The organism is Jiangella ureilytica (genome assembly GCF_004348545.1).
Classification (GTDB): Bacteria; Actinomycetota; Actinomycetes; order Jiangellales; family Jiangellaceae; genus Jiangella; species Jiangella ureilytica.
The window spans coordinates 1-24,873 of sequence record NZ_SMKL01000002.1 but is presented as its reverse complement, the minus strand read 5'-3'; the positions used below and the strand labels follow the sequence as shown (position 1 = coordinate 24,873).

At 72.6% G+C, this 24,873-nt stretch carries 22 protein-coding genes; 13 read left to right on the top strand and 9 right to left on the bottom strand.

Annotated features, from left to right (window positions below; all coding sequences use genetic code 11):
• Positions 1 to 24 precede the first annotated feature (24 nt).
• Genes E1212_RS01100 through E1212_RS01095 form a run of 3 tightly spaced genes read right to left on the bottom strand, consistent with a single transcriptional unit; the run spans position 25 to position 3,260 of the window.
• Entirely contained in the window at positions 25 to 1,317 is a 1,293-nt protein-coding gene (locus tag E1212_RS01100) for a bifunctional metallophosphatase/5'-nucleotidase (RefSeq protein ID WP_203416124.1), read from the bottom strand.
• Between the two features lie 21 nt (positions 1,318 to 1,338).
• Positions 1,339 to 1,803, bottom strand: coding sequence for a metallophosphoesterase (locus E1212_RS29815; protein WP_203416122.1), 465 nt, complete (start codon positions 1,801 to 1,803; stop codon positions 1,339 to 1,341).
• Entirely contained in the window at positions 1,803 to 3,260 is a 1,458-nt protein-coding gene (locus E1212_RS01095) for a glycerophosphodiester phosphodiesterase family protein (protein ID WP_131977855.1), read from the bottom strand. Before E1212_RS01095 ends, E1212_RS29815 begins: the two co-directional genes overlap by 1 nt.
• Positions 3,261 to 3,381: 121 nt before the next feature.
• Between E1212_RS01095 and E1212_RS01090 the strand changes: the two genes are divergently transcribed.
• The 4 genes from E1212_RS01090 to E1212_RS30660 are packed head-to-tail and all read left to right on the top strand — an operon-like array spanning position 3,382 to position 8,018.
• Positions 3,382 to 5,220, top strand: coding sequence for an NHL domain-containing thioredoxin family protein (locus tag E1212_RS01090; protein WP_131977852.1), 1,839 nt, complete (start codon positions 3,382 to 3,384; stop codon positions 5,218 to 5,220).
• Between the two features lie 56 nt (positions 5,221 to 5,276).
• The gene (locus tag E1212_RS01085) at positions 5,277 to 5,921 is read left to right on the top strand and encodes a TetR/AcrR family transcriptional regulator (protein WP_131977849.1); all 645 of its coding nucleotides are present in this window, start codon (positions 5,277 to 5,279) and stop codon (positions 5,919 to 5,921) included.
• A complete protein-coding gene (locus E1212_RS01080; RefSeq protein WP_131977846.1) occupies positions 5,914 to 6,411 on the top strand; it encodes a PH domain-containing protein in 498 nt (165 codons plus the stop codon). The genes E1212_RS01085 and E1212_RS01080 overlap by 8 nt, the downstream gene beginning before the upstream one ends.
• A complete protein-coding gene (locus E1212_RS30660) occupies positions 6,408 to 8,018 on the top strand; it encodes a PH domain-containing protein (RefSeq protein WP_131977843.1) in 1,611 nt (536 codons plus the stop codon). Before E1212_RS01080 ends, E1212_RS30660 begins: the two co-directional genes overlap by 4 nt.
• Here E1212_RS30660 and E1212_RS01070 read toward each other — a convergent pair.
• Complete coding sequence (locus E1212_RS01070; RefSeq protein ID WP_131977840.1) at positions 8,003 to 8,422, bottom strand: PPOX class F420-dependent oxidoreductase; 420 nt, start codon at positions 8,420 to 8,422, stop codon at positions 8,003 to 8,005. The two genes, E1212_RS30660 and E1212_RS01070, sit on opposite strands and share 16 nt — an antisense overlap.
• Positions 8,423 to 8,704: 282 nt before the next feature.
• Between E1212_RS01070 and E1212_RS01065 the strand changes: the two genes are divergently transcribed.
• Positions 8,705 to 10,276: a DEAD/DEAH box helicase gene (locus E1212_RS01065; protein ID WP_131977837.1), complete on the top strand. Its 1,572-nt coding sequence runs from the start codon at positions 8,705 to 8,707 to the stop codon at positions 10,274 to 10,276.
• 257 nt (positions 10,277 to 10,533) lie between these two features.
• Here E1212_RS01065 and E1212_RS01060 read toward each other — a convergent pair whose 3' ends face one another.
• Positions 10,534 to 11,220, bottom strand: a complete 687-nt coding sequence (locus E1212_RS01060) for a GntR family transcriptional regulator (protein WP_131977834.1) — start codon at positions 11,218 to 11,220, stop codon at positions 10,534 to 10,536.
• Between the two features lie 268 nt (positions 11,221 to 11,488).
• On the opposite strand from E1212_RS01060, the gene E1212_RS01055 reads away from it, so the two are divergent.
• From E1212_RS01055 to E1212_RS01045, 3 genes are read left to right on the top strand one after another with little or no spacing between them, the layout of a single operon-like run.
• Positions 11,489 to 12,931, top strand: a complete 1,443-nt coding sequence (locus E1212_RS01055) for an FAD-linked oxidase C-terminal domain-containing protein (protein ID WP_131977831.1) — start codon at positions 11,489 to 11,491, stop codon at positions 12,929 to 12,931.
• Complete coding sequence (locus E1212_RS01050) at positions 12,928 to 14,073, top strand: FAD-binding oxidoreductase (RefSeq protein ID WP_131977828.1); 1,146 nt, start codon at positions 12,928 to 12,930, stop codon at positions 14,071 to 14,073. The genes E1212_RS01055 and E1212_RS01050 overlap by 4 nt, the downstream gene beginning before the upstream one ends.
• A complete protein-coding gene (locus E1212_RS01045; protein WP_131977825.1) occupies positions 14,064 to 15,383 on the top strand; it encodes a (Fe-S)-binding protein in 1,320 nt (439 codons plus the stop codon). The genes E1212_RS01050 and E1212_RS01045 overlap by 10 nt, the downstream gene beginning before the upstream one ends.
• Before the next feature lie 14 nt (positions 15,384 to 15,397).
• Here the strand turns inward: E1212_RS01045 and E1212_RS01040 are convergent, their stop codons facing one another.
• Complete coding sequence (locus E1212_RS01040; RefSeq protein ID WP_131977823.1) at positions 15,398 to 16,177, bottom strand: IclR family transcriptional regulator; 780 nt, start codon at positions 16,175 to 16,177, stop codon at positions 15,398 to 15,400.
• Positions 16,178 to 16,221: 44 nt separating this feature from the next.
• On the opposite strand from E1212_RS01040, the gene E1212_RS01035 reads away from it, so the two are divergent.
• Positions 16,222 to 17,610 carry an NAD-dependent malic enzyme gene (locus tag E1212_RS01035; RefSeq protein ID WP_131977820.1) on the top strand — a complete coding sequence of 463 codons (1,389 nt, stop codon included), beginning with the start codon at positions 16,222 to 16,224 and terminating at the stop codon, positions 17,608 to 17,610.
• A 60-nt stretch (positions 17,611 to 17,670) separates the two neighbouring features.
• On the opposite strand, the gene aceB is transcribed toward E1212_RS01035, so the two are convergent.
• The 3 genes from aceB to E1212_RS01020 form a co-directional block, all read right to left on the bottom strand.
• Positions 17,671 to 19,266, bottom strand: a complete 1,596-nt coding sequence (gene aceB, locus E1212_RS01030) for a malate synthase A (protein ID WP_131977817.1) — start codon at positions 19,264 to 19,266, stop codon at positions 17,671 to 17,673.
• Between the two features lie 89 nt (positions 19,267 to 19,355).
• Positions 19,356 to 20,003, bottom strand: coding sequence for a GntR family transcriptional regulator (locus E1212_RS01025; protein WP_131977814.1), 648 nt, complete (start codon positions 20,001 to 20,003; stop codon positions 19,356 to 19,358).
• Positions 19,991 to 20,851 (bottom strand): MBL fold metallo-hydrolase, encoded by an 861-nt coding sequence (locus E1212_RS01020; protein ID WP_203416120.1) that lies wholly within the window; start codon positions 20,849 to 20,851, stop codon positions 19,991 to 19,993. Before E1212_RS01020 ends, E1212_RS01025 begins: the two co-directional genes overlap by 13 nt.
• A gap of 201 nt (positions 20,852 to 21,052) precedes the next feature.
• Here E1212_RS01020 and E1212_RS01015 point away from each other — a divergent pair, with 201 nt between their 5' ends.
• Genes E1212_RS01015 through E1212_RS01000 form a run of 4 tightly spaced genes read left to right on the top strand, consistent with a single transcriptional unit; the run spans position 21,053 to position 24,711 of the window.
• The gene (locus tag E1212_RS01015) at positions 21,053 to 21,889 is read left to right on the top strand and encodes a fumarylacetoacetate hydrolase family protein (protein ID WP_203416118.1); all 837 of its coding nucleotides are present in this window, start codon (positions 21,053 to 21,055) and stop codon (positions 21,887 to 21,889) included.
• A gap of 1 nt (position 21,890) precedes the next feature.
• On the top strand, positions 21,891 to 22,184 hold the full coding sequence (locus E1212_RS01010) for a putative quinol monooxygenase (protein WP_131977805.1): 294 nt from the start codon (positions 21,891 to 21,893) through the stop codon (positions 22,182 to 22,184).
• Between the two features lie 9 nt (positions 22,185 to 22,193).
• Positions 22,194 to 23,600 (top strand): NAD-dependent succinate-semialdehyde dehydrogenase, encoded by a 1,407-nt coding sequence (locus E1212_RS01005; protein WP_131977802.1) that lies wholly within the window; start codon positions 22,194 to 22,196, stop codon positions 23,598 to 23,600.
• A 16-nt stretch (positions 23,601 to 23,616) separates the two neighbouring features.
• On the top strand, positions 23,617 to 24,711 hold the full coding sequence (locus tag E1212_RS01000; protein WP_131977799.1) for a mandelate racemase/muconate lactonizing enzyme family protein: 1,095 nt from the start codon (positions 23,617 to 23,619) through the stop codon (positions 24,709 to 24,711).
• Positions 24,712 to 24,873 lie beyond the last annotated feature (162 nt).

Below are 24,873 nucleotides of genomic sequence, written 5' to 3'. Positions count from 1 at the left end.
CCCCCTGGGCCTCGCGCTCGTCCGTCAGCGCGCGCTCGCCCTGCCCACCTCGGGCGGGGCGAGCGGCGAGTGCGCCTCGGCGTACCGCCACAGCGCGTCACCGCCGTTGAAGAGGCTGCGGTCCTGGTCGCGGGCGTCGAACAGGGCTGTGAAGCCCGGTGTGGCGTTCTTGGCGAAGAAGTTGTTCGCCAGCGTCGCCACTCGGTAGTCCGAGCCCGGGCGCAGCGGCCGGCCGTCGATCCGGACGCTGCCCGGCACGACCCGCCGGCCCACCGGCCGGTCGGTGTCGTAGGCGTAGGTCATGTTGCCCGACACCGCCATGGACCGGAACGTCACGGTCCCGTTCGGGCCCGCCTGCCACTGGCTCTCCAGCAGGTCCAGCACGTCGCGCCCGGTCACCGTGCCGCGGACGATCCCGACGCCGATGCCGGAGTCGTAGACCAGGCCGACCGCGATCTCCGGGAACAGCACTCGGCCGGGCGCGTCACCGGGCCGCGACGCCGTCGGCGCATGGGTCAGGTCGGCCCGCAGGATCCCCGGCATCGCCACCGCGAGGTCCGCCTCGCCGTCCCGGTTCGCCGCCCACAGGAACGCGTCGGCCGCCAGGTTGTACGCGGGCGACTCCGCCGCGTCGCCGGGCGCCCGCCGGAGGTCGCCGGTGACGGTGGCGACCTCGGTGGCGTTGCGCTCGGCCAGCTCCGCGCGCCAGTAGGCGGCGATCCGCAGCGCCTCCGGGTCCGGCGCGACGTCCTGGGTGTTGGGGTGCAGGACGGACGTGGTGCGCTGGCGGACCACGTCGCCGGTCTCCGTGTCGAGTTCGAGGCCGATCTCGCTGATCAGGTGGCCGTGGTTGCCGCCCTGGACGATGGGCCGCGGCACGCCGTCGGGGCCGGGCAGGAAGCAGTTGACCATGCCGTGCCAGTGCCCGGTGACGATCGCGTCGACCTCCGCGTCGATCTCGCGGTTGACGTCGACGGCCGGGCCGAACGGGGCGACGCAGTCGTTGTAGCCGGTGCCGGCCTGCTGCGAGAAGCCCTCGTGCAGCACGACGACGATCGCCTCGACGCCCCGGTCGCGCAGGTCCGCCGTCGCGGCGTTGATGGCGGCGACCTCGGGCGTGTAGTCGTAGCCGGCCGGCGTGTACGACATCTGCTCGCTCGACGTCAGCGAGGTCGTCGCGTGCACGAAGCCCACCGGGAGCCGGCCGCCGGCGCCGTCGTCGACCCATTCGACGTGCGACGGCTCCAGGGCCGGCTCGCCGGTCGCGCGGTCGACGACGTTCGCCGAGTAGTACTCGTACTCGGCGCCGTCGAACACCCGCCCGGTCGAGTCGGTGAATCAGAGGTCGTCGTCCGGGCGGCCCTCGCAGGTGCCGTTGCGCATGTGGTCGAGGAAGGCGAAGCCGCGGTCCATCTCGTGGTTGCCGACGGTGCTGAACTCCAGCCCGATCGCGTCGAGGTACTCGATGGTCGGCTCGTTCCAGAAGAACTCGGTCTCGTCCGGCCAGCCGGAGAAGTCGTCGCCGGCGGAGAACAGGATCGAGTTCGGCTGCCCGCCGGCGAGCCGCTTCAGGTGCGTCGCGAGGTACGCACCGCCGCCGACGGTCTGCGCCGGGTCGCCGGCGTGCGCGCCGCGGATGCTCGCGGTGTAGTCGCCGACGTAGCCGTGCAGGTCCGTGATCGACAACAGCTGGACGGGGACGGTGCCGGCCTGCCCGGAGGCCTGGTCGGCGGTGGCGGCCGGCGCGACGGCGGTCAGGGCCAGGGCAGCGGCGGCGGTGGTGAGGACGGTGGTGCGGCGCATCAGCGGCTCCCGATCCGGGTGAGCTCGAACCAGTCGAGGTTGAAGTTCTGGTAGGCGTCGGCGTCGACGCGGAACGTGAGCTCGTGGATGCCGCGGCCCAGCACGACCTCGCCCACCGGCTGGGTCATGAAGGTGTTGTGGCCGGTGGTGGTCCGCACGTCCACCGGGCCGAGGCTGCCGCCGTCGACCTCGAGCGTGAACCGGCCGGCCGGGCGGTACGGCGACGACACCCGCGCGGTCACGGCGTACCGGCCGGGCACCCGGACGTCGGCGGAGTAGCGGATCCACTCGGCGCCGCGGATCCAGCAGACGACGGTCGCGCCGCCGTTGTCGCAGACGTCCACGCCCTCGTACTCGCGGGCCGCGCCGCCGCGGTTCTCGGCGTCCTGGTCGGAGTAGCCGACTCCCACGCCGTCGATGGAGTAGTCCTCGCCCTGCACGCGCAGTGTGCCCGCCCGAGGGAGCGCCGGCCAGTCGCGGCCGGCCTCGCGCGCCGCCAGCCAGTCGACCAGCTGGTCCTGGTCGTCGGTCTGGATCATCGACGCGCCGTGCCGGTCGACGACGCTCGCCCAGCCGTCGACGGGGTCGGTCAGCGACCTCTCGTCGGTGTAGCCCGCGGCCAGGCCGTACCACATGGTGTTGATCCAGACCCGGGCCTGCTCGCGGATGCCGGTGACGGTGCGGGGCTGGATCTGGGGGTCGGTCAGCCGGTCGAAGACCAGCTCGTACGCCTGCGGCCGGCCCGCGGCGTCGGTGAAGGCGCCGATCGAGGCGGCGTTGCCGTCGCCGACGACGTGCGTGTAGAGGATCTCCGGGTCGCGGGCGAGGAACGCCTCGACCTCGGCGACCGGCGCGCCGCTCTTGAAGATCGCGTTGCGCAGCGTGCCGGTCTCGACCAGCAGGTCGTACTCCTGGTCGCGGAACGGCCAGCCCTTGTCGAGGTTGACCAAGGCCCGGTCCTTCACGACCGCCAGCGCCTCCTCGAGGGTGGGCACCTGGTGGTCGGTGACGGCCGCCTGCGCGCCGCCGAGGTGCTCCCGCAGCCGCAGCGCCTTGATCTGCGCCAGCGTGAGCGACGAGACCGCGCCGGTGCCGTTCGTGGTCCGGTCCACAGTCGTGTCGTGCATGAGGACCAGGTGTCCGTCGGCCGTCCGCTGCACGTCGATCTCGACGACGTGCGCGCCCCGCTCGATCGCCTGCTCGACGGCGGCGATCGAGTTCTCCGGCGCGCCGCGCCAGTAGCCGCGGTGCGCGATGACCATGACGCCGGCGTCGAGGCCGTGGTCGAGGTACATCTCGTGGATGGCCTCGATTCCGGTCACCTGAGTGCTCGGCTGGACGGCCGCTGGTTCCGGCGGGGCGGGTGGTGGCGCCTGGTCGTCCGCGCGGACGAAGCCGGCGACCGTCAGCGCGACGGCGGCCGTGGTGATCGCCGTCGTCCTCAGGGTGCTGGGCATGGGTTCTCCCGGTGGGGGTGGGGGTGAACCATCCACTGTCGGGAGGAGAGGTGTGCGGTAGTGGGCCACTCGGTGACGCCCGCCCGACGCTCCTGTGAAGTCGGACGCGCAGAATGGGGCCATGGCAACGACTGGGCGGGCTCGGGTCCGCGCTCCTGAGCTGGTGGGCCGCGGCGGCTGGCTCAACACCGGCGACACCGCACCGACGCTCGCGGACCTGCGCGGCCGCTTCGTGCTGCTCGACTTCTGGACCTTCTGCTGCATCAACTGCCTGCACGTCATCGACGAGCTGCGTCCGCTCGAGGAGCGCTACGCCGACGAGCTGACGATCATCGGGGTGCACTCGCCGAAGTTCGAGCATGAGGCCGAGCACGAGGCCGTCGCGGCGGCGGTGGAGCGCTACGGCGTCCACCACCCGGTCATCGACGACCCCGACCTCACGACCTGGCAGAACTACGCCGTCCGGGCCTGGCCCACGCTGACGCTGGTCGACCCGGAGGGGTACGTCGTCGCGCAGTTCTCCGGCGAGGGGCACGCACACGCGGTCACGGCCATTCTCGACGAGCTCATCGGAGTGCACGAAGCCAAGGGCACGCTGCGCCGCGGCGACGGCCCGTACGTCCCGCCGGAGCCCGAGCCCACCACGCTGCGCTTCCCCGGCAAGGTCGTCGCGCTGCCCGGCGGCACGTTCCTGGTCAGCGACAGCGGCAACCACAGCCTGGTCGAGCTGGCCGACGATCTCGAGACGGTGGTCCGGCGCTTCGGCACCGGCGAGCGCGGCCTCGTCGACGGCGGCCCGGGCGAGGCGCGATTCAGCGAACCGCAGGGCCTCCTGCTGTTGGCGCCGGAGCTGCGCGAGCGGGCCGGCTACGACGTCCTGGTCGCCGACACCGTGAACCACGTGCTCCGCGGCCTGCGGCTGGCCGACGGCCACGTCGGCACCGTCGCCGGCACCGGCACGCCGTGGATGCAGGGCGACCCCAACGGCGACGACGTCGGCGGCGACCCGCGCGCCGTCTCGATGTCGTCGCCGTGGGACCTCGCCTGGTCGCCGCCGGACCGCACGGTCGTCGTCGCGATGGCCGGCATCCACCAGCTCTGGGCCCACGACCCCGTCGCCGGCACCATCGCCGTGCTGGCGGGCACCACGAACGAGGGGCTGGTCGACGGCAAGCTCCGCGAGGCCTGGTTCGCCCAGACCTCCGGGCTGACGACCGACGGCGACGGCACCGTGTGGGTGGCCGACTCCGAGACGTCGTCACTGCGGTACGTGCGCGACGGCGTCGTCGAGACCGCCGTCGGCTCCGGCCTGTTCGACTTCGGCTTCCGCGACGGCCCGGCCGAGCAGGCGATGCTGCAGCACCCGCTCGGCGTGACGGCGCTCCCGGACGGCTCCGTCGCCGTCTGCGACACCTACAACAACGCCGTCCGCCGCTACGACCCCGCCACCGGTGAGGTGAGCACGCTCGCCACCGGCCTGCGCGAGCCGAGCGGCGCCGTCGTCGACGGCGAGCACCTCGTCGTGGTCGAGTCCGCGGCGCACCGGCTCACCCGGGTGCCGCTCGGATCGGCGGCGACGGCGTCCGGCTCGGCCCACCGGACCCAGCGGCCCGTGCTCGACGTCGCGCCGGGCGAGGTCGAGCTGGTCGTCGTGTTCGATCCGCCGCCGGGGCAGAAGCTGGACGAGCGGTACGGCCCGGCCACCCGGCTGACGGTGTCGTCGACGCCCGGGACGATGCTGACCGACGGCGCGGGCCGCGACACCGCGCTCGCCCGCCGGCTGCGCATCGAGCCGGGTGCCGACGGCGCCGGTGTCCTGCACGTCGCCGCCATGGCCGCGTCGTGCGACGACGGCGGCGAGAACGCCGCCTGCCACATCCATCAGCAGGACTGGGGCATCCCGATCCGCGTGGTCGACGGCGGCACCAGTCGCGTCGAACTCGTGCTTTCCGGCGGCTGACCTGCACTGACGAACAATCCTACGAGAATCTTGCCGGCATCGCTAGAATCTTGGTCATGCGACCAAGAAATGGGGCGATCGACCAGAAGGCTCGCTCGTTCATCGAGGCCGCACGCCGCGACCAGATCGTCCAGGCCGCCGTCGAGATCCTGTCCGAACTGGGCTATGCCAAGACGTCGTTCGCTCGCATCGCCGAGCACGCCGGTATCAGCGCCGGCCTCATCTCGTACCACTTCGACAACAAGTCCGACCTGTTCCAGCAGGTCGTCGCGGACATCAACGCACTCATGGACGGCTGGCTCACCGAGCACATCGGCGACGCCGACACCTACCGCGAGGCGCTGCGGCGGCTCATCGAGGGCTTCGTGCTGTTCTGCGACTCCCACCGCGCGCACGTGCTCGCGCTGGGTCAGCTGCTGGCCGGCGTCGGCGGGCAGGAGAACGGCGAGCTCGTGCGCTCGCAGCGCGAGCAGTCCGTCGGCCAGATCGAGCAGATGCTGCGCGAGGGACAGGAGCACGGCGAGTTCCGCGACTTCTCGCCCCGGTTCATGGCGGTCACGCTGCTCGGCAGCCTCGAGGCGATCCCGGGCGAGCTGTTCGCCCGTCCCGGCACCGACGTCGCCGCCTACGCGAAGGAGTTGTCCATGACGTACGACCTCGCCGTCCGCCGATCGCGCCTGCGCCGGATCACCCGTGGCTGAGCAGCCGATCGCCCTGCGCTCCCCGAAGCACCGGGTCGAGCGGCGTGCCATCGGGCTGTGGGCGCTGCAGTCGCTCATCGGCTTCGGGGTGCTGGCCGGCCTGCTGACGGCCGCCTATCTGATCGTCGACGGCGCGCGCTCCTGGCTCGGCCCGGTCCTCGTGGTCGTGGCGGTCTGGGGCGCCGTCGTCACCCTCGTCATGCCGCTGTGGCGCTACGCCGTGCATCGCTGGGAGGTCACCGAGGACGCCGTGTACGCCGTCTCCGGCTGGGTCGTCCGCGAGTGGCGGGTCGTGCCGCTCTCGCGCATCCAGACCGTCGACACCATCCGCGGGCCGCTCGAGCAGGCGATGAGCCTCGCGACCCTGGTGGTCACGACGGCGTCGTCGCGCGGCGCCGTCAAGGTGCCCGGCATCGACGCGCAGGTCGCCGCACGGGTGGCCGAAGAGCTGACGCAGATCACCCAGCGCACGCCCGGCGACGCGACATGAGCGCCGAGCCTGCGGTCACCGACACCCCCGACCCCGCCTCCGACGAGCCCTGGCAGCGGCTCGACACCCGGGTCGTCTGGGTCGACGCCGCCAAGACGCTGCTCTCCATGGTCCCCGCCGGCATCGCCATCGCGTTCTTCGGCGCCGAGATCGACTGGGGCACCATGGGCCCCATCCTCGGGGCCACCGCGTTCGGTGTGCTCGGCGGCATCGCCGACCTGCTGCGCTGGGTCAAGACCCGCTACCGCATCACCGACCAGTACGTCGAGCGGCGCACCGGGCTGCTGGTCCGCCGGCACCGGTCCATCCGCCGCGACCGCATCCGCAGCGTCGACACGTCGGCGAGGTTCCGGCACAAGCTCGCCGGGCTGCGCGTCGTCACCGTCGGCGCCGGCCAGCACAGCGCGGCCGGCGAGGCGGCGCTGGTGCTCGACGCCGTGCGTACCGAGACCGCGGAACGGCTGCGCCAAGAGTTGCTCTACGGCGTCACCCCGGCCCCGGCGGCGGACGCCGTCGACGCCGCCGAACCCGCCGAGCCGCGACCCGAGGGTCGGGTGCTGGCCCGGCTGGCCCGGTCCTGGGTCTTCTACAACATGTTCAGCATCTGGGCGTTCCTCATGGCGGCCGGCCTGCTGTGGGGCACGTACTGGCTGCTGCGGATGTTCGGCCTCGACCCGGCGGGCTTCGTCCGCGGCCTGGCCGACTGGGACGCCATCGGAACGGCGTGGACCATCGTCATCGCGGTCGCGGCGGTCGGGGCCGTCGGCGTCGTGGGGCTGGCGGTCGACTTCTTCACCGAGAACTGGCGATTCGTGCTCGAACGCGTCCCTGGCGAGCGCGGCACCGTCCTGCGCACCACCCAGGGCCTGTTCAAGACCCGCGAGGTCAACCGCGACGACAACCGCCTGCGCGGCGTCCAGATCGCCGAGCCGTTGCTCTGGCGCTGGATCGGCATGGCCGACACCAGCGTCGTCTCGACCGGCTTGAGCATCTGGAGCATGACGCCGTCGGCGCAGATCCTGCCGCGCGGGCCGATCTCCGTCGCCCGCCGGGTGGCGGCCGAGGTGCTCGAGACCACGCCCAGCCCCGTCGACCGGCCGCTGCGCCCGCACCCCCGGCGGGCGCTGCGCCGCCGGGCCGGCTGGGCGCTCGCCACCACCGGGGTGGTCACCGGGCTGCTGGCCTGGCTCACCACACTGATCGACGGGCTCCCCGGCGGCGTCTGGCTCGCCGGGCTGGGGCTGCTGCCGGTGGGCCTGGCGCTGGCCGTCGTGGCATACCGCTCGCTCGGGCACGCCGTCGCCGACGGCTACCTCGTCGTCCGGTCCGGCGCCTGGGCGCGCACCACCACGGCCTTGCAGAGCCGCGCCGTCGTCGGTGTCACGTTCCGCCAGTCGCTGCTGCAGCGGCGGCTGCGGCTGGCCACCGTCGAGGTCACCACCGCGGCCGGCATGGGCCGATACTCCGCGCTCGACGTCGCGTCCGCCGACGCCGTCGAGCTGGCCACGGCCGCCGCGCCCGGTCTGCTCGACCCGTTCCTCACGACGTCAGTGGCGACGGCCGCGGCCGAGGCGCCCGATCCGGTGCAGGCTCAGGCCCGCCCGTAGACGTGGTCCACGGGCAGCCGCACCAGCACCCGCTCGTCGCGGACCATCGCGGCGCGGAAGTCGTCCCAGTCCGGGTGCTCGCCGCGGGCGTCGCGGTAGTGCTCGACCAGCGCCTCGACGGTGTCGTCGTGCGGGTCGCGAGCCACCGGGCTGAGCGTCGCGACGCCCTCGGCGGCCGCCCAGGTGCCGCCGCCCGGCACCGTCACCTCCAGCGTGGCCCGCGGGTCGCGGCGCAGGTTGCGGGTCTTGGCCAGTGGGTCGCGGACGGAGACGCGGATCAGGTCGGTGCCGAGGTCGTAGTGGTAGGTCACCACGGACACCTGCGGCCGGCCGTCGCGCTTGATGGTGGCCAGCACGCCGAGGTTCTGTCCGGCCAGGAGTCTGCGGAGGGCGTCGTCGCTCATGCCGCGATCAACGCGGCAGCCGAGGCGCCGCATTCCAGGGCACGGCGCGGGGTGGTGACGAGCGTCTCCGTCGTCGATGGTGCTCCTGGGGCGCCGAACCGGTAGACTGAGAGACAAGCCAGGGCCTCGTGTTCGTGCGAGGCCTGATTCTGTGCCCGAATTCTGTGACGGTGGAACGTCGAGGGAAAGTCGGGTACCCCGCGCCCTCGAAGGCCTACCGTACGTCCGCCCGCTTGCGGACGTGCTGGGGTGCGCGCCCGCGCTCTACCGATTCGGAGCACAGTGACTTCGTACGACCCCGCCGGCGGTTCGACCGGCACCGATTCCCGTTCCTCCTCCGGCTACCGCCAGCAGCGAACCGACCGCAGTGGCGGTCCGCGCCGCGAGGGCGGCTACCGCGGCGAGAGCGGTGGCTACCGCCGCGAGGGCGGTTTCCGTCGTGACGGCGACGGCCGACGGCCGTTCCGCGGCGACCGCCGCCAGGGCGGCCGCCCCGCCGAGCGCCGTTCCTTCGACCCCGCCCGCCGGGCCGCCATCGACGCGTTCGACCCGGCCGGCTCGGCGTTCGCCACCATGGGCGTGCCGGACCGCGTCGTGAAGATCCTCGGCGTCGACGGCATCGTCGAGCCGACTCCGGTCCAGGCTGCCGTCATGCCCGACGCCCTCGCCGGCCGCGACGTCCTCGGCCGCGCCAAGACCGGCTCCGGCAAGACGCTGGCGTTCGGCCTGCCCATCCTCGCCCGTCTCGACGGCAAGCGCAGCGAGCCGAACCGGCCGCGGGCGCTCATCGTCGTCCCGACCCGCGAGCTGGCCGGCCAGGTCACCACCGCGCTCGAGCCGCTGGCCGAGGCGCTGCGGCTGCGCATGGTCACCGTCTACGGCGGCGCGCCGTACGACCGGCAGATCCGCCGGCTCGACCGCGGCGCCGACGTCGTCGTCGCCACCCCGGGCCGCCTGAGCGACCTCATCGAGAAGGGCGTCTGCAAGCTCGACGACGTCGAGGTCGTCGCGCTCGACGAAGCCGACCACCTGTGCGACCTCGGCTTCTTCCCGGTGGTCGACGAGCTCCTCGCGGCCACGCCCGAGGGCGGGCAGCGCATGCTGCTGTCGGCCACGCTCGACGGCGACGTCGACAGGCTGGTCCGCCGGCACCTGAACAACGCGGCCAAGCACGAGGTCGACCCCGACGCCGGCTCCGTCACGACCATGGACCACCACGTGCTCGTGGTCGGCCCCTACAACAAGCTCGAGGTCATGACCGAGCTGATGAAGGCGAACCCGCGCAGCATCGTCTTCACCCGCACCAAGGACGGCGCCACGCGCCTCGCCGAGGACCTCGAAGACGCCGGCGTCGCCGCCGTCGACCTGCACGGCGACCTGTCGCAGCGGGTCCGCGAGCGCAACCTCGACCGGTTCCGCTCCGGCCGTGCCAAGGTGGTCGTCGCCACCGACGTCGCGGCCCGCGGCATCCACGTCGACGGCGTCGGCATGGTCGTGCACTTCGACCCGGCCGGCGAGCCCAAGTCCTATCTGCACCGCTCCGGCCGCACGGCCCGCGCCGGTGCCACGGGCGCCGTCGTCACCGTCGCGACCCCGCGGCAGGTGCGTGGCCTGGGCGAGCTGTTCCGCCGCGCCGGCGTCACCGCCAAGAACGTCGACGCCCGCGTCGTCGAGGGTCCCATCACCCCGACGTCGCTCGCCGACGCCCCGGCCATGGCGCCGGAGCGCGAGCGGCCGCGCTCGTCCGGCAACGGCCGGCCGAACCGGTCCGGCTCGGGCCGCCCGTACAAGGGCGCCGGCGCCGGCGCCGGCCGCGGCCGCCCGTCGGGTGGCTACGGCCGCCGCCGCGACTGACGGCTCAGCACGCACACGACGCGCCGTCGCGACCCCCGTCCAGGGTTCGCGGCGGCGCGTCGCCGTCTCCCCTCCCGGAGTGATCACGTTCACCACCCGATCGGGTGCCAGACCAGGCCTGTAGGCCTCGTGACGCGCGCGCGATCCTCGTGATGCTCCGTCACGAGGACATCGCGGGCATCACGAGGTCCGCAGGCCTCGTGGCGCAGGGAATCGGGTGGTGAACGTGGTCATTCCGGGGCGGGGGACCGGGAAGGTCAGGGGGCGTGCAGGTCGGCGCGGACGTCGCGCCTCGTGGCGGCCACGTGCTCGCGGGCCAGCTGGCCGGCCGCCGCGCTGTCGCGCCGCCGGATCGCGTCGACCAGCCCCTCGTGCTGCCGGCGGGAGGTGTCCTGGCGCCGCGGCGGGACGGTGGAGAAGTAGAACCGCGCCCGCATGCTCAGGGTGCGTACGAACCCGGCCATGAGGGTGTTCTGCGAGCAGTCGGCCATGGCGCTGTGGAACTCGGCGTTGATGCGGGCCAGCTCGACGGGGTCCGTGGAGCGCCGCTGCCGGGCGAGGATGTCGTCGAGGATGGCCAGCTGCTCGCCGGTGCGCCGCTCGGCCGCCAGCGTGGCGGCGTGCGCCTCGAGGAACGTGCGGCTCTCGAACAGGTCGGCCAGCTCCTGCTCGCTGCGGCCCCGGACGAACGCGCCCTGGTGCGGCCGGAACTCGATCCAGCCGTCGACGCCGAGGGCGCGCAGCGCCTCGCGGACCGGGATGTGGCTGATGCCGAGCTGCTTGGCCAGGCCGTCGGCGTTGAGGTGCGCCCCCGGCAGCAGCACGCCCTGCAGGATGGCCTCTTCGAGGAGGTCGCGGACGTGTGGCGCGGTGCGGCCGGCGCGTTGCATGCGGTTCAGCGGTGCGAGCCCGGCGATGCCGGTGGTGACGGCGCCCGTGGACACGATGCAACTCCCTCCGCGCGAACAGGCGAGATCCTATCCGATCGGCTGCTCGGCGCGGAGTGTCCGCCAACCGGTAACGGTGCAGCTCAGCAGCGGATCCTGCGGCTTTACCGCGAGGCAACACAACGGAAATGCGACCGTGATCCTATAGGTTGCGCTCCCGTGCGCGATGCGGCCGGAACGACGCCCCTGGCGGGGCCGTTGACCGCCCCTGGCGCCGGATCTAAGGTATCCGTATGGCGAGGCGACGTGTTCCGGATTGCGGAATATGACCTGGGTTGCCGAGCTGACCGAGGCCCTGGGGCGCGAGAACGTCATCACCGACCCGGCCCGGCTGCGCACCTACGAGTGTGACGGTCTCACCGGCTACCGGGTGGTCCCGGCGATGGTCGTGCTGCCGCGGTCGGCCGCCGAGGTGGCCGCGGCCGTCCGGGTCTGTGCCCGGCACGGCGTGCCGTTCGTCGCCCGCGGGGCCGGCACCGGGCTGTCCGGCGGGGCGCTCCCGGTGGCCGACGGCATCGTCGTCTCGCTGCAGCGGCTGCGCCGCGTCGTCGAGGTCGACCCCGTCAACCTGCGCGCCGTCGTCGAGCCGGGCGTCACGAACCTCGACATCAGCAAGGCCGCCGCGCCGTACGGGCTCTACTACGCGCCGGACCCGTCCAGTCAGCAGGTCTGCACCATCGGCGGCAACGTCGCGGAGAACTCCGGCGGCGCGCACTGCCTGAAGTACGGCTTCACCGTCAACCACGTGCTGGCCGCCGAGGTCGTGCTGGCCGACGGCACCGTCACCACGCTCGGCGGCGAGTCGACGCAGCTGCCCGGCTACGACCTGCTCGGCGCGTTCATCGGCTCCGAGGGCACGCTGGGCATCGTCACGCAGGTGACCGTGCGGCTGCAGGCATTGCCCGCCGCCGTCCGCACCATGGTCGCCGACTTCGCGACGGTGGCCGGCGCGGGCGACGCGGTCACCGGCATCATCGCCGCCGGCATCGTCCCGGCGGCGGTCGAGATGCTCGACAACCTCGCCATCCAGGCGGTCGCCGCGTCGACCGAGAGCGTCTTCACCGCCGACACCGCCGCCGCGCTGGTCGTCGAGCTGGACGGCCCGCCCGACGACGTCGCCGAGCAGTTCGACGAGGTCCAGGAGATCTGCCGGGCGCACGGCAGCACGAAGATCATGCTGGCCGCCGACGCCGACCACCGCGCGCTGATCTGGAAGGGCCGCAAGGCCGCGTTCGCCGCGGTCGGGCGGATCAGCCCCAACTACTTCGTCCAGGACGGCGTCGTGCCGCGCGGCCGGCTGGCCGAGGTGCTCGGCCGCATCGCCGCCATGGCCGACGACGCCGGCATCCGGGTCGCGAACGTCTTCCACGCCGGCGACGGCAACCTGCACCCGCTCGTCCTCTACAGCGAGGCCGAGGGGCAGCACGACCGCGCCGAGCACCTGTCGACGCACATCGCGGAGCTGTGCGTCGAGCTCGGCGGGTCGCTCTCGGGCGAGCACGGCATCGGCGCCGACAAGGCCTGCTCGATGCCGCGGATGTTCGGCGAGGACGACCTCGCGACCATGCTGCGGCTGCGCTCGGCGTTCGACCCCGACGGCCTGTGCAATCCCGGCAAGGTGTTCCCGACGCCGCGGCTCTGCGGAGAGCGGCCCGGGAAGTACCGGCCACACCCGCTGGAGGAGGCGGGGGTGATCGAGCGGCTATGACCGGCACCGTCGTCACCCACCGGCCGGCGAGCCTCGCCGAGCTGCGCGACGCCCTGGCCGACAGCGCCCGTTCCGGGCAGCGGCTGGCCGTCGCCGGCGCCGGCACCGCCGCCGGCTGGGGCGGCCGGACCGAGCACGACGCCGTCCTCGACATCACCGCGATGAGCGGCCTCATCAGCTACAACCCCACCGACATGACGGTGGCCGTGCAGGCCGGGATGCCGTTCGCCACGCTGCAGGGCACGCTGGCACAGAACGCCCAGTGGGTGGCGCTCGACCCCGCCCGCGCGGCCGAGGGCGCCACCGTCGGCGGGCTGCTGGCCACGGCCGACGCCGGCCCGGTGCGGCACACGTTCGGCAGCCTGCGCGACTGCGTCATCGGTGTGACGGTGGTGCTGGCCGACGCGACGGTGGCCCGCTCCGGCGGCCATGTCATCAAGAACGTCGCCGGCTACGACCTCGCCAAGCTGTTCCACGGCTCGCTCGGCACCCTGGGCGTGCTGGCCGAGGTGATCCTGCGGCTGCGCCCGCGCCCGGCGGCGACGGCGACCCTGGCGGTCCCGTGCGATGCGGCCGCGGCGTTCGACCTCGGGGGCCGGCTGGTGCACGGCTCACTCGAACCCGTCGCGGTCGAGTGGTGTGACGCGACGCTGCTGGCCCGGTTCGACGGGACCGCCGGCGGCGTCGACGACCGCCTGCGCCGGGCGCGGGCGCTCGCCGGACCCGACGCCACCGACGCGGCGGCCGATGTCTGGCAGGGCGTCGGCCGCGTCGTGCACGGCGAGGAGGGCGACACCGTCGTCCGCCTCGGCACGGCGCCGGACCGCACGCCGTCGCTGGCGGCGCTGGTGGCCCGCGAGGCCGCGGCGAACGCCGTCGACGCCGCCATGTCGAGCAGCCCGTTCGCCGGCGCGCACACCGTCCGGCTGCGCGGCGGGACGGCGGCCGCGCACGCCGCCGTCGTGGAGAACCTGCGAGAGGCGGCGCCGGCCGTCACCGTGTGCCGATGGACCGGCGGCCTGCGTGACCTGCTGCCCGCCTGGGGCGAGCCGCCGCCCGCCGTCGCCGTCCTGCGCGCGGTCAAGCGCGCGTTCGATCCCGACGACCGGCTCGGCAAGGGAAGGTTCGCGCCATGGTTCTGATCCCCGGCGACACCGGCTCGTTCGACGCGCACCACCCGCCGCGGCGCGACCTGCTCGACGACTGCGTGCACTGCGGGTTCTGCCTGCCGACGTGTCCGACGTACCTCATCGACGGCGAGGAGATGGACTCCCCGCGCGGGCGCATCTACCTCATGGACCTGGCCCAGCGCGGCGAGATCCCGCTCGACCGCACGATGGCCGGGCACATCGACTCCTGCCTGGGCTGTCTGGCCTGCGTCACGGCGTGCCCGTCGGGCGTCCAGTACGACCTGCTGCTCGAGGCCACCCGGCCGCAGCTCGAGCGGCACGTCCCGCGCACCCGCCTCGACCGGCTCGTGCGCCGGGGGATCTTCGCGGTGTTCCCCTACCCGGCGCGCATGCGGGCCGCGGCGGTGCTCGGCGTGCTGTACCGGCGGCTCGGGCTGCGCCGGCTCGCGCACTCGCTCGGGATCATGAACCGGCTGCCGGCCCAGCTGCGCGCCGCCGAGGACCTGCTGCCGCCGGTGCCGGTGCGGTCGCTGTTCCGCCGGCTGCCCGCCGGTGCGCCCGCGGCGGGCGAGAAGCGGCTGCGGGTCGCCATGCTCGAGGGCTGTGCCCAGCGGGTGCTGTTCGGCGACGTCAACGCCGCGACCATGCGGGTGCTGGCGGCCGAGGGCTGCGAGGTCGTGGTGCCGCAGGGCCAGCAGTGCTGCGGCGCGCTGAACCTGCACGCCGGCCTCGAGGACGACGCCGCCGCGCGTGCCCGCACGCTCATCGACACCTTCGAGCGGGCCGAGGCCGATGTGGTCGTCGTCAACGTCGCCGGCTGCGGCTCGTCCATGAAGGAGTACGGGCAGCTGCTGCGCGACGACCCCCGGTACGCCGAGCGGGCCGCCCGGTTCGCCGCGGCGGTCCGCGACGTCAACGAGCTGCTCGCCGAGCTGGCGCCGCGGGCGCCCCGGCACCCCGTCCGGGCCAAGGTCGCCTACCACGACGCCTGCCACCTCGCGAACGCCCAGCGCATCCGCAAGCAGCCGCGCGACCTGCTGCGCGCCGTCCCCGGCGTCGAGGTCACCGACATCCCCGAGGCGGACATCTGCTGCGGGTCGGCCGGCATCTACAACCTCGTCCAGCCCGACGCCGCCGAGGAGCTGGGCCGGCGCAAGGCCGCGCACATCGAGTCGACGGCGCCGGACGTCATCGCCACCGCGAACGCCGGCTGCCTGCTCCAGGTGCGCCGGTTCCTCAGCGAGGACATCCCGCTGGTGCACCCCATCGAGATCCTGGACGCGTCGATCCGCGGGGTGCCGCTGCCGAAGGCCAGGCGGTGACGGCGCCGACGGCGTCAGGCCCGGGTCTGGCCGTTCAGCTCGTCGGAGAGCTCGCGGGCGGCCCGGGTCAGCAGCGGCACCGCGCGCTCGACCAGCTCGTCGGTGACCCGCGACGACGGACCCGAGATCGACAGGCCGAGCTTCGAGGGCACGTCGGGCACGACGACGGCGACGCAGCGCACTCCGATCTCCTGCTCGCCGTCGTCCATGGCGTAGCCGCGCTCGGCGGTGTGGGCGATCTCGCGGGCGAACGCGGCCGGGTCGGTGATGGTGTGCTCGGTCTGCTTCGGCATGCCGGTGCGTTGCAGCATCTCGTGCACCGTCCGCTCCGGCAGGGTGGCCAGCACGGCCTTGCCGACCGCGGTGCAGTGCGGCCAGACGCGGCGGCCGACCTCGGTGAACATCCGCATCGAATGGCGCGACGGCACCTGGGCGACGTATACGATCTGGTCACCGTCGAGCATCGCGAGGTTCGCCGACTCGCCCAGCTCGTCGACCAGGCGAGTGAGCTGCGGCCGCGCCCACGTGCTGAGCATGGTCGAGGAGCTCTCGCCGAGCCTGATCAGGCGCGGCCCGAGAGCGTAGCGTCGCGACGGCTCCTGACGCAGGTAGCCGAGGTCGACGAGGGTCCGGACGATGCGGTGGATGGTCGGCAGTGGCAGTCGCGAGACCGTGGCCAGCTGGGACAACCCCATGCTGCCGCCGTGGTCGGCCATGGTTTCGAGCAGGCCGAACGCGCGCTCGACCGACTGCACACCACCCGAGCGAGGCCGCGACGACGAGTCGGTTTCCACACAGCAGATACTAACGTCCGCATTACGAACTTTGGAGATTGAGCATGGCAACGCCCAGCCCGGGATACGCGATCACGGTCCGCGTCGAGGCGCCGTCCTCGTCGACGGCCACCAGTGGCCTGGCGGCCGCCGTCAGCGCGGCCGGGGGCGCGCTGACCGCTCTCGACGTGGTCGAGTCGTTCGCCGACCGGCTGGTCGTCGACGTCACCTGTGACGCCGTCGACTCCGACCACGCCGAGTCGATCACCAAGGCGCTGACGCAGGTCGCCGGCGTCACCGTCCGGAAGGTGAGCGATCGGACGTTCCTCATCCACCTCGGCGGCAAGCTCGAGGTGAACCCGAAGGTGCCGCTCAAGCACCGCGACGACCTCTCCCGCGCCTACACGCCCGGCGTCGCGCGGGTGTGCCTCGCCATCGCCGAGAACCCCGAGGACGCGCGCCGGCTCACCATCAAGCGCAACACCGTCGCCGTCGTCACCGACGGGTCGGCCGTCCTGGGCCTGGGCAACATCGGCCCGGCCGCCGCGCTGCCGGTCATGGAGGGCAAGGCGGCGCTGTTCAAGCAGTTCGCCGGCGTCGACGCCTGGCCGGTCTGCCTCGACACCCAGGACGTGGACAACATCGTCGAGATCGTTCGAGCTTTGGCGCCGGTCTACGGCGGCATCAACCTCGAGGACATCGCGGCGCCGCGCTGCTTCGAGATCGAGGCGCGGCTGCGCGAGGCCCTCGACATCCCCGTCTTCCACGACGACCAGCACGGCACCGCCATCGTCGTGCTGGCGGCGCTCTACAACGCGCTTCGCGTGGTCCGGAAGTCGCTCGACGACGTCCGCGTGGTCGTCAGCGGCGTGGGCGCGGCCGGCCATGCGATCATCCGGCTGCTGCACGCCCAGGGCGTCACCGACATCGTCGCCTGCGACCGCCGCGGCGCCGTGCACCCCAACGGCGAGGGCCGCGACGAGTTCCGCCGCTGGATCGCCGAGAACACCAACCCGCGCGGCGCCACCGGCACGCTCAAGGAGGTGCTGGCCGGCGCCGACGTCTTCATCGGCGTCTCCGGCCCGAACCTGCTCACCGGCGAGGACATCGCCACCATGGCCGACGACGCCATCGTGTTCGCGCTGGCCAACCCCGACCCCGAGGTCGACCCCATCGCGGCGCGCGAGCACGCCGCCGTCGTGGCCACCGGCCGGTCGGACTTCCCGAACCAGATCAACAACGTGCTGGCGTTCCCCGGGTTCTTCCGCGGCATGCTCGATGCCGGTGCACACGAGATCACCGACGCCGCCATGCTCGCCGCGGCCCGGGCCATCGCCGACGCCGTCGGCCCCGAGCAGGTCAACGCCAGCTACATCGTCCCGTCGGTGTTCGACCCCGAGGTCGCCCCGGCCGTCGCCACCGCCGTCAAGCACGCGGCCCACGCAACCGCCTGACCCCGGACGGCCGGCCGCCCCGAGTCCTCCGCACCGGAGGGCTCGGGGCGGCGTCGTTCGTCAGGGCATCCGGTCGTAGGCGGGCAGGGTGAGGAAGTCGACGTACTCGTCGGCGAGTGAGAGGTCGGTGAAGGTGGCCCGCGCCTCGGCCCAGTGGCCGCCGCCGAAGGCCTCGGCGCCGACGCGCTGCTCGATGGCCGCGCACTCCTCGTCGATGAGCCGCTCGACCAGCTCGCGGGTGACCTGCTGGCCGTCGGCGAGCTTGACCCCGTTGTGCCGCCACTGCCAGACCTGGCTGCGGCTGATCTCCGCGGTGGCGGCGTCCTCCATGAGGTTGTTGATGCCGACGGCGCCGAGGCCGCCCAGCCAGGCGGCGAGGTACTGCACGCCGACGGAGATGTTGCTGCGCAGGCCGGCCTCGGTGACCTCACCCGGCGTCGAGGCGACGTCGAGGAGCTGCGCGGCCGTGACGTCGACGTCGTCGCGGGTGCGGTCGATCTGGTTCGGCCGGTTGCCGAGGACGGCGGTGAACGCGTCGCGGCAGGTCTCGACCATGCCGGGGTGCGCCACCCAGGAGCCGTCGAAGCCGTCGCCGGCCTCGCGCGTCTTGTCGTCCTGGACCTTCGCGAACGCGGCCGCGTTGATCTCGGGGTCGCGGCTGGGGATGAACGCCGCCATGCCGCCGATGGCGTGCGCGCCGCGCTTGTGGCACGTGCGGACCAGCAGCTCGGTGTAGGCGCGCATGAACGGCACGGTCATGGTGACAGAGTTGCGGTCCGGCAGCACCCAGTCCGAGCCGCGCGTGCGGTAGTTCTTGATGACGCTGAACATGTAGTCCCAGCGGCCGGCGTTGAGGCCCGCCGAGTGCTCGCGCAGCTCGTAGAGGATCTCCTCCATCTCGAACGCCGCCGGGTAGGTCTCGATGAGGACGGTGGCGCGGATGGTGCCGCGCGGGATGCCCAGCGCCTCCTGGCCGATGAGGAACGCGTCGTTCCACAGCCGCGCCTCGAGGTGGCTCTCCATCTTCGGCAGGTAGAAGTACGGGCCCTGACCGCGGTCGATCTGCTTCTGCCCGGTGGTCGCGAGGTAGAGCGCGAAGTCGACCAGGCTCCCGGACGTCGCCTCGCCGTCGACCAGGATGTGCTTCTCGGGCAGGTGCCAGCCGCGCGGCCGGACGACGATGGTGGCCAGCGGCTGGTCGTCGCGCAGGGCATAGTGCTTGCCCTCGGGGCTGGTGAACTCGATGGTCCCCTCGACGGCGTCGAGCAGGTTGAGCTGCCCGCCGACGACGTTCTCCCACAGCGGGGTGTTGGCGTCCTCCTGGTCGGCCAGCCACACCTTGGCGCCGGAGTTGAGCGCGTTGATGGTCATCTTGCGGTCGGTGGGGCCGGTGATCTCGACCCGGCGGTCCTCGAGTCCCGGCGCGGGCGGGGCGACCCGCCACGAGTCGTCGGCCCGGACGTCCGCGGTCTCGGCGAGGAAGTCGAGCTGGGCGCCGCCGGCGATGGCGGCCGTGCGCTCGGCACGGCGCTGCAGCAGCTCGAGCCGGCGCGGGTTCAGCTCGCGGTGCAGCCGCTCGATGAGGCCCAGCGCCGTCGGGGTCAGCACCTCGTCGAACCGTTCGTGCAGAGGACCGGTGACCTCGATACCCGCCATGATCGCGCTCCTAGAATTCCGCTATTCGGAAGTTATTGTCTGAATAACAGAATACGGGCGCGCTGAAGCGACGGTCAACCGCGTGTGACTCAGCTCTGGGTCTTGAGCTGCAGGGCGGCGCCGAAGCGCTCGATGTGGCTGCGCATCTCGGTGCCCGCGAGCTCGGGGTCGCGGCGGCGCAGCGCCTCGAGCACCGGGACGTGCGTCTCGGCGATGGCGCCGAGGTCGAACTCGGAGGTGATGACGGTGACCAGCGTGCGCGCCTCGATGCGCAGCGACCGCCACACCTCGAGCAGCGTCTGGTTGCCGGCCGCCTCGAGGATCAGCTCGTGGAACCGGGCGTCGTGCACGAGCTGCTGGTGGACGTCGTTGCGCACGGCGGCCTCGCGCATGCCGGTGAGCTCGGACTCGAGGCCGGTGAGGAGGTCGTCGGTGACGAGTGGGGCGGCGGCCCGGCCGGCCACCTCCTCGAGCGCGGCCCGGACCGGGTAGATCTCGGCCAGCTCCTTCGCGGTGACGGCGCGCACGCGGGCGCCCCGGTAGGGCTCGCTCTCGATGAAGCGCATCGCCTCGAGGTCGCGGACGGCCTCGCGGATGGGGGCCTGGCTCACGCCGAACTCCTGGGCCAGCTGCAGCTCGATGATGCGGGTCCCCGGAGGGTAGGTGCCGTCGAGGATGCGCTCGATGATCAGTTCCTTGATCTGCTCGCGCAGTACGGTGCGGTTCAGGGCTGCCACGCGTCGTCCTCCTGCTCCTGCGGGCGCCGGTGCGCGAGCTTGTCCCACAGCGAGCCGGCGTTGAGCGTCTGGATGTGCTGCATCATGTACCCCTGGCCGACGTCGACGGGGTAGCGCTCGGCGAACGTCACGCGCTCGACGGTCTCGTCGCGCGACCAGCCCAGGGCGACGGCCTCGGCGACGGCGTCGACCCACTCGAGCAGCACCTTGCGCTGGACGTCGAGGTACGACGGTGTCGTCACCGGCCCGTGGCCGGGCACCACGTGGTCGACGTCGAGGCCGGCGATGCGTTCGAGCGCCGTCAGCCACTGATCGATGTCGGAGTTCATCAGCCAGGTCTGGCACTCGGAGAAGACGGTGTCGCCGGTGAACACGACCCGCTCCTGCGGCACGTAGACCGCCGTCTGGCCGGGGGTGTGGCCGGGCGTGTGCAGCAGGTGAAAAGTGTGCCGGCCGACCGTGAGCGTGAGGTCGCCGGTGAACACGACGGAGGCGCGGTGCGCCTCGGCGAAGTACTGCTCGCGCGACGGCAGCAGCGCGGCGCCATCGGGGTCGTCGGTGGGGATCGCCTCGACGGCGTAGCCGAACGGCTCGAGCTCGGGCCCGCCCACCATGAACAGCCGATCGATTTCGCGATGGTTGACCAGTTCGCCGGCGCCCTTGAACCAGTGGTTGCCGAAGACGTGGTCGACGTGGTGCTCCGTGTTGACGACGTAGCGGACCGGGCCGTCGCGCTCGGCCTCGGCGCGGAGCCGGAGGGCGTGGGTGGGCAGCTGCGGTGTGTCGATGACGACGACGCCGTCGCTGGTGGTGACCACGCTCGGGTTGCAGCCGCGAACCGTGGTCACGGTCCGTACGTTCGGCGTCACCGTCTCCACGGGATCGTCCTCCACGGGCAGATATCGATTATCGACAGTGTAGCCGGGGAAGCGGTATCCCGGCCGGTCCAGCGGTTGCTCGACGCCACGGCCGATGCTTGACAAAGGTCGGCTCGCAATGATTGATTATCGATAATCAATGGTTGGGAGGCCGCGCGGATGACTCGGTACGTGACGTACGCAGCCGACGGCGCCACCCGGGTCGGATACCTCGACGGCGACGACGTCGTCGACCTCGGTTTCGACGGCGACATGGTGGCGTTCATCGAGGCCGGAGCGCCGCACGGGACCACCCGCCGGGTTCCGGGCGCCGTGCTGAGGGCGCCGCTGCGGCCACGCACCATCCGCGACTTCCTGGCCTTCGAGGGCCACCTGATCAACGCGTTCGGCCGGCTGGGCCGCGAGATTCCCGGCGAGTGGTACGAGGTCCCGGCCTACTACAAGGGCCTGCCCGACACCGTCATCGGGCCGGAGGAGGAGATCCCCTGGCCTGCCTACACCGACGAACTGGACCACGAGCTGGAGCTGGCCGTCATCATCGGCAGCCAGGGCAAGGACATCAAGGCCGGCGAGGCGCTGGACCACGTCTTCGGCTACACGCTCTGGAACGACATGTCCGCGCGCGACGCCCAGCGCAGCGAGCTGCCCGTCGGCATGGGTCCTGGCAAGGCGAAGGACTGGGACGGCTCCAACGTGCTCGGGCCGTGCATCGTCACGTCCGACGAGATCGACCCCGGCAACACCTGGCTCGCGGTGCGCATCAACGGCGAGGAGTGGGGTCGCGACACCACCGCCAACATGCGGTACACGTTCGCCGACCTCATCGCCTACGCCTCCGAGGAGCTGACGCTGCGCCCGGGGGAGCTGCTGGGGTCCGGGACCGCCAAGGGCGGCTCCGGCCTGGAACTCGATCGCCGGCTCAAGCCCGGTGACGTGATCGAGCTGGAAGCCGAACCGGTGGGGGTGCTGCGCAACCGCGTGGGCCCCCGCCCCATCCGAAGGGACTGACATGGCATTCGTCGTCGCCGCCGTCTGGAAGGCCAAGCCCGGCGAGGAGGGGCGCGTCCGCGAGGTCATCGAGACCATGACCCCGCTGTCTCGCGCCGAGGCCGCGTGCCTGTATTACCAGGCGCAGGTGTCGCCCGACGACCCCACCACGTTCTTCCTCTACGAGCAGTACGCCGACGCCGACGGCTACGAGGCGCACAAGGCGTCGGAGCACTTCCAGAAGCACGTGTTCGGTCACATCGTCGAGTACCTCGAGGCCCGCGAGGTCAAGACCTACGAGACCATCGACGTCTGAGCGGACCACATGAGCCACGGCTTCGTCACGACCGTCGACCCCTCCACGGGGACCGAGCTCTCCTCGTACCCCGTCATGGACCCCCGGACGGCGCACGACCTGCTGGATCGCGCCGTCCGGGCGCAGGCCGACTGGGCCCGGACGGACCGCCACGACCGGGCGCGCATGGTCGCCGCCATCGGCGAGGCGCTGCGCCGCGACCAGAAGAGCCTGGCCGAGCTGGCGGTCGCCGAGATGGGCAAGCCGATCGGCGAGGCCATGGCCGAGGTGGCCAAGTGCGCCACCGCGTGCGACTACTACGCCGAGCACGGCCCGGCGGCGCTGGCCGACGAGCTCGCCGACGGCGTCGGTGGCCCCGGCGCCCGCGCGTGGACGCGGTACGAGCCGCTGGGCGTGCTGCTCGCCGTCATGCCGTGGAACTTCCCGTACTGGCAGGTCATCCGGTGCGTGGCGCCGGCGCTGGTGGCGGGCAACGCGGTGCTGCTGAAGCACTCGCCGAACGTCACCGGCTGCGCGCTCGCGCTGGAGCGGCTGTGCCTCGACGCGGGGCTGTCGCAGGGGCTGTTCGGCGCGCTGGTGCTGGCCGAGTCCGACGTCGCTTCGGTGGTGTCCGACCTGATCGCCGACGACCGCGTCGCCGCCGTCACGCTCACCGGCAGCGAGCGGGCCGGGTCCGCCGTCGCGTCGGCGGCCGGCGCGGCGATCAAGAAGAGCGTGCTCGAGCTGGGCGGGTCCGACCCGTTCGTCGTGCTCGACGACGCCGACCTCGACGCCGTCGTGCCCCGGGCCGTCGCGTCGCGCTACCTCAACGGCGGGCAGAGCTGCCTGTCGGCCAAGCGGTTCGTCGTGCACGAGAGCCTGGCCGGCGAGTTCGCGACGCGACTGGCGGCGGCGACCGCCGAGCTCGTGGTCGGCGACCCGGCCGACCCGCAGACGCAGATCGGGCCGCTCGCGCGTGCCGACCTCGTCGACGCCCTCGACGCCCAGGTCCGGCGCTCCGTCGCCGACGGCGCCCGGGTGCTGGTGGGCGGCGCGCCCATGGACGGGCCGGGCTGCTGGTACGCCCCCACCGTCCTGGCGAACGTGACCCCGTCGATGGCGGTGATGACGGAGGAGACCTTCGGCCCCGTGGCCGCCGTCGTCGCCGTCCCCGACGACGACACCGCCGTCGAGGTGGCCAACAGCACGCGGTACGGCCTGGCGGCCAGTGTGTGGTCGCGCGACACCGACAGGGCCATGCGCGTGGGCGCGGGCATCACCTCCGGCGCGCTGTTCGTCAACGCCGTCGTCGCGTCGGACAGCCGGCTGCCGTTCGGCGGCGTGAAGCACAGCGGCTACGGCCGCGAGCTCGGCGTGGCGGGCGCCCGCGAGTTCACCAACCTGCGCAGCATCGTCGTCGGCACGGCCGGCGACTGACCACCGAGGAGCGCCGATGAGCGTCACCATCACCCGGGTGTCGACCGCCGACTACGAGTGGAAGCGTGAGGTCCCGATCACCAACGGGCTGCACACGTACACCACGTCGGAGATGACGGTGGTGACGATCGAGACCGACGCCGGGGTCACCGGCTACGGCGTCGGCCGGCCGCGGGCCGGCGAGAACGAGCTGCGCGCCTCGTTCCTGCCGCAGCTGGTCGGCCGCGACGCGCTCATGACCGAGCGCATCTGGGCCGACCTGTGGAGCCCGAAGCTCTCCGGCCGTCGCGGCAACGAGACCCGGGCGCTGTCGTCCATCGACATCGCGCTCTGGGACATCAAGGCCAAGGTGGCCGGGCTGCCGCTGTACGCGCTGCTCGGCGGCTTCCGCAAGGACATCCCGATCTACATCGCCGGTGGCTACTACACCGAGGGCAAGGGTGTCGGCGGGCTGCAGGACGAACTGTCGTCGTACGTCGCGCTGGGTGCTCGCGCCGTGAAGATGAAGATCGGCGCCGTCCCCGTCAACGACGACATCACCCGCATCGCCGCCGCGCGCGAGGCCGTCGGTCCCGACGTCAAGCTCCTGCTCGACGCCAACTGCGCCTACCGGTACTACGAGGCCATCCAGCTCGCGCGGCGGGCCGAGCCGTACGAGCCGTTCTGGTTCGAGGAGGCCGTGCAGCCCGACGACTACGAGGGCTTCCGCAAGATCGCCGCGCACACGACGATCCCGCTCGCGACCGGCGAGAACGAGTACACCAAGCACGGGTTCCGCGACCTCGTCGCCACCCAGGCCGTCGCCATCCTCAACCCCGACGTCCGCTACATGGGCGGGGTCACCGAGTTCATGAAGGTGGCCGCCATGGCGCAGGCGCACGGCCTGGACGTCTGCCCGCACGGCGACCAGCAGGCGCACCTGCACCTGCTGGCGGCCATCCCGAACGCGCCGCTCCTCGAGTTCTACCCGAAAGAGGTCAACGCCATGGCCGGGCGCGTGTACAAGCACACGCCGGACCTCAACCCCGACGGCACCGTCACCGTCCCCGAGGTCCCCGGCGCCGGCCTCGACCCCGACGAGGACGCGCTCGAGGAGCACCGCATCGCCTGACCCCGCCTGGGAATGACGCTTCTATGTCAAGCGGTTGGCTGGTGGCAGGTCAGCGGTGGGATGTCGCGGCGGAGCGTGCGGTGGATGACGTCGGTGAGGTGGCGTTTGAGCACGCGCATGGCGCCGCGTTTGCCTTTGTTGTCGAGGTGTTTGGCGATCAGG

What these genes read in the sequence shown, in the direction of transcription:
- E1212_RS29815 (WP_203416122.1), bottom strand. Translation starts at nt 1,803, where the DNA reads ATGCGCCGCACCACCGTCCTCACCACCGCCGCCGCTGCCCTGGCCCTG.
- E1212_RS01095 (WP_131977855.1), bottom strand. Translation starts at nt 3,260, where the DNA reads ATGCCCAGCACCCTGAGGACGACGGCGATCACCACGGCCGCCGTCGCG.
- E1212_RS01090 (WP_131977852.1), top strand. Translation starts at nt 3,382, where the DNA reads ATGGCAACGACTGGGCGGGCTCGGGTCCGCGCTCCTGAGCTGGTGGGC.
- E1212_RS01085 (WP_131977849.1), top strand. Translation starts at nt 5,277, where the DNA reads ATGCGACCAAGAAATGGGGCGATCGACCAGAAGGCTCGCTCGTTCATC.
- E1212_RS30660 (WP_131977843.1), top strand. Translation starts at nt 6,408, where the DNA reads ATGAGCGCCGAGCCTGCGGTCACCGACACCCCCGACCCCGCCTCCGAC.
- E1212_RS01070 (WP_131977840.1), bottom strand. Translation starts at nt 8,422, where the DNA reads ATGAGCGACGACGCCCTCCGCAGACTCCTGGCCGGACAGAACCTCGGC.
- E1212_RS01055 (WP_131977831.1), top strand. Translation starts at nt 11,489, where the DNA reads ATGACCTGGGTTGCCGAGCTGACCGAGGCCCTGGGGCGCGAGAACGTC.
- E1212_RS01050 (WP_131977828.1), top strand. Translation starts at nt 12,928, where the DNA reads ATGACCGGCACCGTCGTCACCCACCGGCCGGCGAGCCTCGCCGAGCTG.
- E1212_RS01045 (WP_131977825.1), top strand. Translation starts at nt 14,064, where the DNA reads ATGGTTCTGATCCCCGGCGACACCGGCTCGTTCGACGCGCACCACCCG.
- E1212_RS01035 (WP_131977820.1), top strand. Translation starts at nt 16,222, where the DNA reads ATGGCAACGCCCAGCCCGGGATACGCGATCACGGTCCGCGTCGAGGCG.
- aceB (WP_131977817.1), bottom strand. Translation starts at nt 19,266, where the DNA reads ATGGCGGGTATCGAGGTCACCGGTCCTCTGCACGAACGGTTCGACGAG.
- E1212_RS01010 (WP_131977805.1), top strand. Translation starts at nt 21,891, where the DNA reads ATGGCATTCGTCGTCGCCGCCGTCTGGAAGGCCAAGCCCGGCGAGGAG.
- E1212_RS01005 (WP_131977802.1), top strand. Translation starts at nt 22,194, where the DNA reads ATGAGCCACGGCTTCGTCACGACCGTCGACCCCTCCACGGGGACCGAG.
- E1212_RS01000 (WP_131977799.1), top strand. Translation starts at nt 23,617, where the DNA reads ATGAGCGTCACCATCACCCGGGTGTCGACCGCCGACTACGAGTGGAAG.